The organism is Shigella sp. FC1544, from assembly GCF_001722145.1.
GTDB lineage: Bacteria > Pseudomonadota > Gammaproteobacteria > Enterobacterales > Enterobacteriaceae > Escherichia > Escherichia coli.
In genome coordinates, this window is sequence record NZ_MECT01000083.1 from 1 (window position 1) to 7956 (window position 7956).

Sequence of the window (7956 nt, forward strand, 5' to 3'; positions counted from 1 at the left end):
TTGAGAAGCGGTGTAAGTGAACTGCAGTTGCCATGTTTTACGGCAGTGAGAGCAGAGATAGCGCTGATGTCCGGCAGTGCTTTTGCCGTTACGCACCACCCCGTCAGTAGCTGAACAGGAGGGACAGCTGATAGAAACAGAAGCCACTGGAGCACCTCAAAAACACCATCATACACTAAATCAGTAAGTTGGCAGCATCACCCTCAACGTGATATGAAGAAGTACCTGGGAGAGATGAAGCGTCTGGCTGATGGGGGAGAAATGAATTTTGATGGCTATCTGGATAAGATGTCACATCTGGTGAATGAAGGGACGCTCGATCCTGATATTTTAAGCAAAATGCGAGATGCTGCACCACAATTAATTAGCTTCGCGAAGTCGTTTGACCCAACCTCAAAGGAAGAGATTAAAATACTTACAGACACTTCTAAATTAATTTATGATTTGTTCGGGGTTAAATCGGAGAAATAATATGTGAAGTTCTTCGATAGTATGGAAGGCATTATATAAAAGGACCCAATATTTATTGGGTTCTTTTTTCTCTATCAATGCTATTAGCAGGGAGATATATCACCAGAGTTTAATGTGTGATTTTTTATTTATCGTCGAACCTGGATTGTTTATCATTGGCCTTAACAAAGTTAACGGCTAATAAGATTATTTCCATCACTTCGTGAGAGCTTCATGCCTTGAGAGGATCTCAATTTTCTTTTGCAATGAGACAGGCGCTTCCTGTTGTTATGGTATAGTACCCCGCTATTGAGCCTCCTGAATAGTGATGCTGAATAACATAACCCCATGATATATCGATAAAATAATCTCTACATTTGAAAATGCACGGTAATTCTGAAATGCAAAAAATCAACCAAACCAGCGCAATGCCTGAAAAAACTGACGTTCACTGGAGTGGTCGGTTTAGCGTTGCACCAATGCTCGACTGGACGGACAGACATTGCCGCTATTTCTTGCGTCTGCTTTCCCGCAATACGTTGCTGTATACCGAAATGGTGACCACAGGGGCGATTATTCACGGTAAAGGTGATTACCTGGCGTACAGTGAAGAAGAACATCCGGTAGCGTTGCAACTCGGCGGTAGCGATCCGGCGGCGCTGGCACAGTGTGCGAAGCTGGCAGAAGCGCGTGGATATGATGAGATCAACCTGAATGTCGGCTGCCCGTCTGACCGGGTGCAGAACGGCATGTTTGGTGCGTGTCTGATGGGTAATGCGCAGCTGGTTGCCGATTGCGTGAAAGCGATGCGCGATGTGGTGTCGATTCCGGTGACGGTGAAAACGCGTATTGGCATCGATGACCAGGACAGCTATGAATTTCTCTGCGATTTCATCAACACCGTTTCCGGCAAAGGCGAGTGTGGGATGTTCATCATCCATGCACGTAAAGCCTGGCTTTCGGGGTTAAGCCCGAAAGAAAACCGTGAAATCCCGCCGCTCGATTATCCGCGTGTGTATCAACTGAAGCGTGACTTTCCGCATCTGACAATGTCGATTAACGGTGGTATCAAGTCGCTGGAAGAGGCCAAAGCACACCTGCAACATATGGATGGCGTGATGGTCGGGCGCGAGGCGTATCAGAATCCGGGTATTCTGGCGGCGGTAGACCGGGAGATCTTTGGTTCCTCGGATACCGATGCCTATCCGGTGGCGGTAGTGCGCGCCATGTATCCGTACATTGAGCGTGAACTCAGCCAGGGGACGTATCTCGGCCATATTACCCGGCATATGTTGGGCTTGTTCCAGGGTATTCCTGCGCGCGGCAGTGGCGGCGTTATTTAAGTGAAAATGCCCATAAAGCGGGTGCAGACATTAATGTGCTGGAACACGCGCTCAAACTGGTGGCGGATAAGCGTTAACTTTTCACCAAAAAGTAGTCAAATTCACCACGCCCTGCGCACCGTCGCGGGGCGTTTTGCTGTTAAATCAATAGATTATTTTTGGCATGATTCTTGTAATGCCAGCAAGAGATTTCATATTTGGGAGAGCATCATGCTGGAACTACTTTTTGTGATTGGCTTTTTTGTCATGCTGATGGTCACCGGCGTTTCGTTGCTGGGCATTATCGCCGCGCTGGTTGTGGCGACGGCCATTATGTTCCTCGGCGGTATGCTGGCATTGATGATTAAGTTGCTGCCGTGGTTACTACTGGCGATTGCGGTGGTGTGGGTTATTAAGGCGATTAAAGCACCAAAAGTGCCTAAATATCAGCGTTATGACCGCTGGCGTTACTAAGGGATTGTGCGGATGATCACAACCTAAGGTTTTATCCTTAGAACAAAATAGGAATTGATAATCAAATCTGTCACTATTGCGCCTCTAACAGATTCATCGTGCTGTACCCTACATACAGCCGACTATAAAAAGAAAGGGCTTCCCAGGTGGAAGCCCTATTTCTTTTATGGAATCAGCAGGCTGGAACCTTGCGTCGCCCGGCTTTCCAGAATCTCATGCGCACGCTGCGCATCCTTCAGCGGATATTTCTGCTGCTCGGCGACATCGACCTTAATCACACCGCTGGCAATCAAAGAGAACAGTTCATTACTGGCCTCGGTTAATTCCTCCCGCGTGGTGATATAGCCTTGCAGGGAAGGGCGTGTCACATACAACGAGCCTTTTTGATTGAGAATGCCTAAGTTCACACCGGTAACCGCACCTGATGAGTTGCCAAAACTGACCATTAAGCCGCGGCGTTGCAGGCAATCCAGCGACCGTTCCCAGGTGTCTCTGCCCACGGAATCGTACACTACGCGCACTTTCTTACCGCCGGTGATCTCTTTCAATCGCTCGACCAGATTCTCTTCACGATAGTTAATAACCTGCCACGCGCCGGCTTTTAGCGCGCTCTGCGCTTTTTGCGCGGTTCCTACGGTGCCGATAAGTTTCGCGCCCAGAGCTTTTGCCCACTGGCAGGCAATCAAGCCAACGCCGCCAGCCGCTGCGTGGAACAGGAACTGTTCATCGGGTTTAATTTCATAGGTTTTGCGCAGCAGATAATAAACCGTTAAGCCTTTCAGGAAAGATGCTGCAGCTTGCTCAAAAGAAATAGCCGCAGGCAGAATCGCCGCTTTATCCGCATTAATGTTATGCACAGAGCTGTAAGCGCCTAACGCCGACTGCGCATAGACTACACGATCGCCTGCCTTAATATGCTTTACACCACTGCCGACTTTACTCACGATGCCTGCCGCTTCGGTACCTGATCCGCTGGGTAGTGATGGCGGCGGGTAAAGGCCGCTGCGGATATACGTGTCGATAAAATTGATGCCGATGGCTTTATTTTCGACCTGGATTTCATTCTCTGCCGGATCGGCAGGAGTGAACTCTACGGCTTGAAGTACTTCCGGGCCACCGTGCTTGTGAAATTCAATTCGTGTTGCCATGTGTCCTCCAGAACGTATCGTCAGGGTCTGCTTCATATGGTAAAGTTTCGACCCATTCTTTATCTCGGTAACTCCATTCACTATGGCAGGAAATAAACCCTTCAACAAACAGCAGGCTGAACCCCGCGAACGCGATCCACAAGTTGCCGGGCTGAAAGTGCCTCCGCACTCGATCGAAGCGGAGCAGTCGGTGTTGGGCGGTTTAATGCTGGATAACGAACGCTGGGACGATGTAGCCGAGCGTGTGGTGGCAGACGATTTTTACACCCGCCCACACCGCCATATCTTTACTGAAATGGCGCGTTTGCAGGAAAGCGGTAGTCCTATCGATCTGATTACCCTTGCGGAATCGCTGGAACGCCAGGGGCAACTCGATAGCGTCGGTGGTTTTGCTTATCTGGCAGAGCTGTCAAAAAATACGCCAAGTGCGGCGAACATCAGTGCTTATGCTGACATCGTGCGTGAACGTGCCGTTGTCCGTGAGATGATCTCGGTTGCGAATGAGATTGCTGAAGCCGGTTTTGATCCGCAGGGGCGTACCAGCGAAGATCTGCTGGACCTTGCTGAATCCCGCGTCTTTAAAATTGCCGAAAGTCGTGCAAACAAAGACGAAGGGCCGAAGAACATCGCCGATGTGCTCGACGCAACCGTGGCGCGTATTGAGCAGTTGTTTCAGCAGCCACACGATGGCGTTACCGGAGTAAACACCGGTTATGACGATCTCAACAAAAAAACCGCTGGCTTGCAGCCGTCGGATTTGATCATCGTCGCCGCGCGTCCGTCGATGGGTAAAACAACATTTGCGATGAACCTCGTCGAAAACGCGGCGATGTTGCAGGATAAACCAGTACTTATCTTCTCGCTGGAGATGCCTTCAGAACAGATTATGATGCGTTCTCTGGCGTCGCTGTCGCGCGTTGACCAGACTAAAATCCGTACCGGGCAGCTCGATGATGAAGACTGGGCGCGCATTTCCGGCACCATGGGTATTTTGCTCGAAAAACGCAATATCTATATCGATGACTCCTCCGGCCTGACGCCAACGGAAGTGCGTTCCCGCGCACGCCGTATTGCCCGTGAACACGGCGGCATCGGGCTTATCATGATCGACTACCTGCAACTGATGCGCGTACCGGCGCTTTCCGATAACCGTACGCTGGAAATTGCAGAAATCTCTCGCTCGCTGAAAGCACTGGCGAAAGAACTGAACGTGCCGGTGGTGGCGCTGTCCCAGTTGAACCGTTCTCTGGAACAACGTGCCGACAAACGCCCGGTCAACTCCGACCTGCGTGAATCTGGCTCTATCGAGCAGGATGCGGACTTGATCATGTTTATCTATCGTGATGAGGTGTATCACGAAAACAGTGATTTAAAAGGCATCGCGGAAATTATTATCGGTAAACAACGTAACGGCCCAATCGGGACGGTACGCCTGACCTTTAACGGTCAATGGTCGCGCTTCGACAACTATGCGGGGCCGCAGTACGACGACGAATAATAATTATTTTATGAATTAGGTAATTAAAGCAAACACTTATCAAGGAACACAAATGCAAGCGGCAACTGTTGTGATTAACCGCCGCGCTCTGCGACACAACCTGCAACGTCTTCGTGAACTGGCCCCTGCCAGTAAAATGGTTGCGGTGGTGAAAGCGAACGCTTATGGTCACGGTCTTCTTGAGACCGCGCGAACGCTCCCCGATGCTGACGCCTTTGGCGTAGCCCGTCTCGAAGAAGCTCTGCGACTGCGTGCGGGGGGAATCACCAAACCTGTACTGTTACTCGAAGGCTTTTTTGATGCCAGAGATCTGCCGACGATTTCTGCGCAACATTTTCATACCGCCGTGCATAACGAAGAACAGCTGGCTGCGCTGGAAGAGGCTAGCCTGGACGAGCCGGTTACCGTCTGGATGAAACTCGATACCGGTATGCACCGTCTGGGCGTAAGGCCGGAACAGGCTGGGGCGTTTTATCATCGCCTGACACAGTGCAAAAACGTTCGTCAGCCGGTGAATATCGTCAGCCATTTTGCGCGCGCGGATGAACCAAAATGTGGCGCAACCGAGAAACAACTCGCTATCTTTAATACCTTTTGCGAAGGCAAACCTGGTCAACGTTCCATTGCCGCGTCGGGTGGCATTCTGCTGTGGCCACAATCGCATTTTGACTGGGTGCGCCCGGGCATCATTCTTTATGGCGTCTCGCCGCTGGAAGATCGCTCCACCGGTGCCGATTTTGGCTGTCAGCCAGTGATGTCACTAACCTCCAGCCTGATTGCCGTGCGTGAGCATAAAGCCGGAGAGCCTGTTGGTTATGGTGGAACCTGGGTAAGCGAACGTGATACCCGTCTTGGCGTAGTCGCGATGGGCTATGGCGATGGTTATCCGCGCGCCGCTCCATCCGGTACGCCAGTGCTGGTGAACGGTCGCGAAGTACCGATTGTCGGGCGCGTGGCGATGGATATGATCTGCGTAGACTTAGGTCCACAGGCGCAGGACAAAGCCGGGGATCCGGTCATTTTATGGGGCGAAGGTTTGCCCGTAGAACGTATCGCTGAAATGACAAAAGTGAGCGCTTACGAACTTATTACGCGCCTGACTTCAAGGGTCGCGATGAAATACGTGGATTAATCGTTCTGTAATATTTGATTGTCTGTGCCGGATGCGGCGTGAATGCCTTATCCGGCCAATAAAATCCTAAAAATTCAATAAGTTGATGTTCTTTCATGCTCTTATAAAGGTCGTGCCTCTGGCGGATGTTCGTTTGTCATGAGTCTCACTCTGTTGCTAATTGCCGTTCGCTCCTGAACATCCACTCGCTCTTCGCCTTCTTCCGGTTTATTGTGTTTTAACCACCTGCCCGTAAACCTGGAGAACCATCGCGTGTTTCAAAAAGTTGACGCCTACGCTGGCGACCCGATTCTTACGCTTATGGAGCGTTTTAAAGAAGACCCTCGCAGCGACAAAGTGAATTTAAGTATCGGTCTGTACTACAACGAAGACGGAATTATTCCACAACTGAAAGCCGTGGCGGAGGCGGAAGCGCGCCTGAATGCGCAGCCCCATGGCGCTTCGCTTTATTTACCGATGGAAGGGCTTAACAGCTATCGCCATGCCATTGCGCCGCTGCTGTTTGGTGCGGACCATCCGGTACTGCAACAACAGCGCGTAGCAACCATTCAAACCCTTGGCGGCTCAGGGGCATTGAAAGTGGGCGCGGATTTCCTGAAACGCTACTTCCCGGAATCAGGCGTCTGGGTCAGCGATCCTACCTGGGAAAACCACGTAGCAATATTCGCCGGGGCTGGATTCGAAGTGAGTACTTACCCCTGGTATGACGAAGCGACTAACAGCGTGCGCTTTAATGACCTGTTGGCGACGCTGAAAACATTACCTGCCCGCAGTATTGTGTTGCTGCATCCATGTTGCCACAACCCAACAGGTGCCGATCTCACTAATGATCAGTGGGATGCGGTGATTGAAATTCTCAAAGCCCGCGAGCTTATCCCATTCCTCGATATTGCCTATCAAGGATTTAGTGCCGGTATGGAAGAGGATGCCTACGCTATTCGCGCCATTGCCAGCGCTGGATTACCCGCTCTGGTGAGCAATTCGTTCTCGAAAATTTTCTCCCTTTACGGCGAGCGCGTCGGCGGACTTTCTGTTCTGTGTGAAGATGCCGAAGCCGCTGGCCGCGTACTGGGGCAATTGAAAGCAACAGTTCGCCGCAACTACTCCAGCCCGCCGAATTTGGGTGCGCAGGTGGTGGCTGCAGTGCTGAATGACGAGGCATTGAAAGCCAGCTGGCTGGCGGAAGTAGAAGAGATGCGTACTCGCATTCTGGCAATGCGTCAGGAATTGGTGAAGGTATTAAGCACAGAGATGCCAGAACGCAATTTCGATTATCTGCTTAATCAGCGCGGCATGTTCAGTTATACCGGTTTAAGTGCCGCTCAGGTTGACCGACTACGTGAAGAATTTGGTGTCTATCTCATCGCCAGCGGTCGCATGTGTGTCGCCGGGTTAAATACGGCAAATGTACAACGTGTGGCAAAGGCGTTTGCTGCGGTGATGTAATGCAGGAAAGCAGGCTGGAGTTACCCAGCCTGCAGTGAAATTAAACTGTCGTCGCTTTCACTATTTCTTTGTAGATGATTTTTTTGATGCCGTTGTTCTACGTGAGAGATAATAAAACGTTGTCAGTTCTTTTATTGTTAAGTTTATCCCAATTAACTGGAATTCCTTTCCGGTAATGCTGCCAACTTACTGATAGTGTTTTATGTTCAGATAATGCCCGATGACCTTGTCATGCAACTCCACCGATTTTGAGAACGACAGTGACTTCCGTCCCAGCCTTGCCAGATGTTGTCTCAGATTCAGATTATGTCGCTCAATGCGCTGAGTGTAACGCTTGCTGATAACGTGCAGCTTTCCCTTCAGGCGTGATTCATACAGCGGCCAGCCATCCGTCATCCATACCACGACCTCAAAGGCCGACAGCAGGCTCAGAAGACGCTCCAGTGTGGCCAGAGTGCGTTCACCGAAGACGTGCGCCACAACCGT

6 protein-coding genes and 3 pseudogenes are annotated in these 7956 nt (G+C 50.8%); 6 read left to right on the forward strand and 3 right to left on the reverse strand.

Annotated elements, in window-relative coordinates:
- Nucleotides 1-147: IS1 family transposase (locus tag BGK49_RS25605; protein WP_001393286.1), on the reverse strand; the 147-nt coding region annotated here is incomplete at its 3' end.
- A gap of 21 nt (nucleotides 148-168) precedes the next feature.
- On the opposite strand from BGK49_RS25605, the pseudogene BGK49_RS06060 reads away from it, so the two are divergent.
- The 3 genes and pseudogenes from BGK49_RS06060 to pspG form a co-directional block, all read left to right on the forward strand.
- Nucleotides 169-471, forward strand: a pseudogene (locus BGK49_RS06060) (DUF2713 family protein); the annotation flags it as partial.
- A gap of 362 nt (nucleotides 472-833) precedes the next feature.
- Nucleotides 834-1870, forward strand: a pseudogene (gene dusA / locus BGK49_RS06065) (tRNA dihydrouridine(20/20a) synthase DusA).
- 133 nt (nucleotides 1871-2003) lie between these two features.
- Complete coding sequence (gene pspG / locus BGK49_RS06070; RefSeq protein ID WP_000891404.1) at nucleotides 2004-2246, forward strand: envelope stress response protein PspG; 243 nt, start codon at nucleotides 2004-2006, stop codon at nucleotides 2244-2246.
- 164 nt (nucleotides 2247-2410) lie between these two features.
- Here pspG and BGK49_RS06075 read toward each other — a convergent pair whose 3' ends face one another.
- Nucleotides 2411-3394 carry a quinone oxidoreductase gene (locus BGK49_RS06075; protein ID WP_000235537.1) on the reverse strand — a complete coding sequence of 328 codons (984 nt, stop codon included), beginning with the start codon at nucleotides 3392-3394 and terminating at the stop codon, nucleotides 2411-2413.
- Between the two features lie 82 nt (nucleotides 3395-3476).
- On the opposite strand from BGK49_RS06075, the gene dnaB reads away from it, so the two are divergent.
- The 3 genes from dnaB to tyrB all read left to right on the forward strand — a co-directional run bounded on the left by dnaB (nucleotide 3477) and on the right by tyrB (nucleotide 7470).
- Nucleotides 3477-4892 carry a replicative DNA helicase gene (gene dnaB, locus BGK49_RS06080; protein WP_000918363.1) on the forward strand — a complete coding sequence of 472 codons (1416 nt, stop codon included), beginning with the start codon at nucleotides 3477-3479 and terminating at the stop codon, nucleotides 4890-4892.
- A 52-nt stretch (nucleotides 4893-4944) separates the two neighbouring features.
- Nucleotides 4945-6024 (forward strand): alanine racemase, encoded by a 1080-nt coding sequence (gene alr, locus BGK49_RS06085; protein ID WP_001147344.1) that lies wholly within the window; start codon nucleotides 4945-4947, stop codon nucleotides 6022-6024.
- 252 nt (nucleotides 6025-6276) lie between these two features.
- A complete protein-coding gene (gene tyrB / locus BGK49_RS06090) occupies nucleotides 6277-7470 on the forward strand; it encodes an aromatic amino acid transaminase (protein ID WP_000486975.1) in 1194 nt (397 codons plus the stop codon).
- A 186-nt stretch (nucleotides 7471-7656) separates the two neighbouring features.
- Here the strand turns inward: tyrB and BGK49_RS06095 are convergent.
- Nucleotides 7657-7956, reverse strand: a pseudogene (locus BGK49_RS06095) (IS1-like element IS1X2 family transposase); the annotation flags it as partial.

Coding starts and splice junctions, on each gene's coding strand:
- pspG (WP_000891404.1), top strand. CDS start 2,004: ATGCTGGAACTACTTTTTGTGATTGGCTTTTTTGTCATGCTGATGGTC.
- BGK49_RS06075 (WP_000235537.1), bottom strand. CDS start 3,394: ATGGCAACACGAATTGAATTTCACAAGCACGGTGGCCCGGAAGTACTT.
- dnaB (WP_000918363.1), top strand. CDS start 3,477: ATGGCAGGAAATAAACCCTTCAACAAACAGCAGGCTGAACCCCGCGAA.
- alr (WP_001147344.1), top strand. CDS start 4,945: ATGCAAGCGGCAACTGTTGTGATTAACCGCCGCGCTCTGCGACACAAC.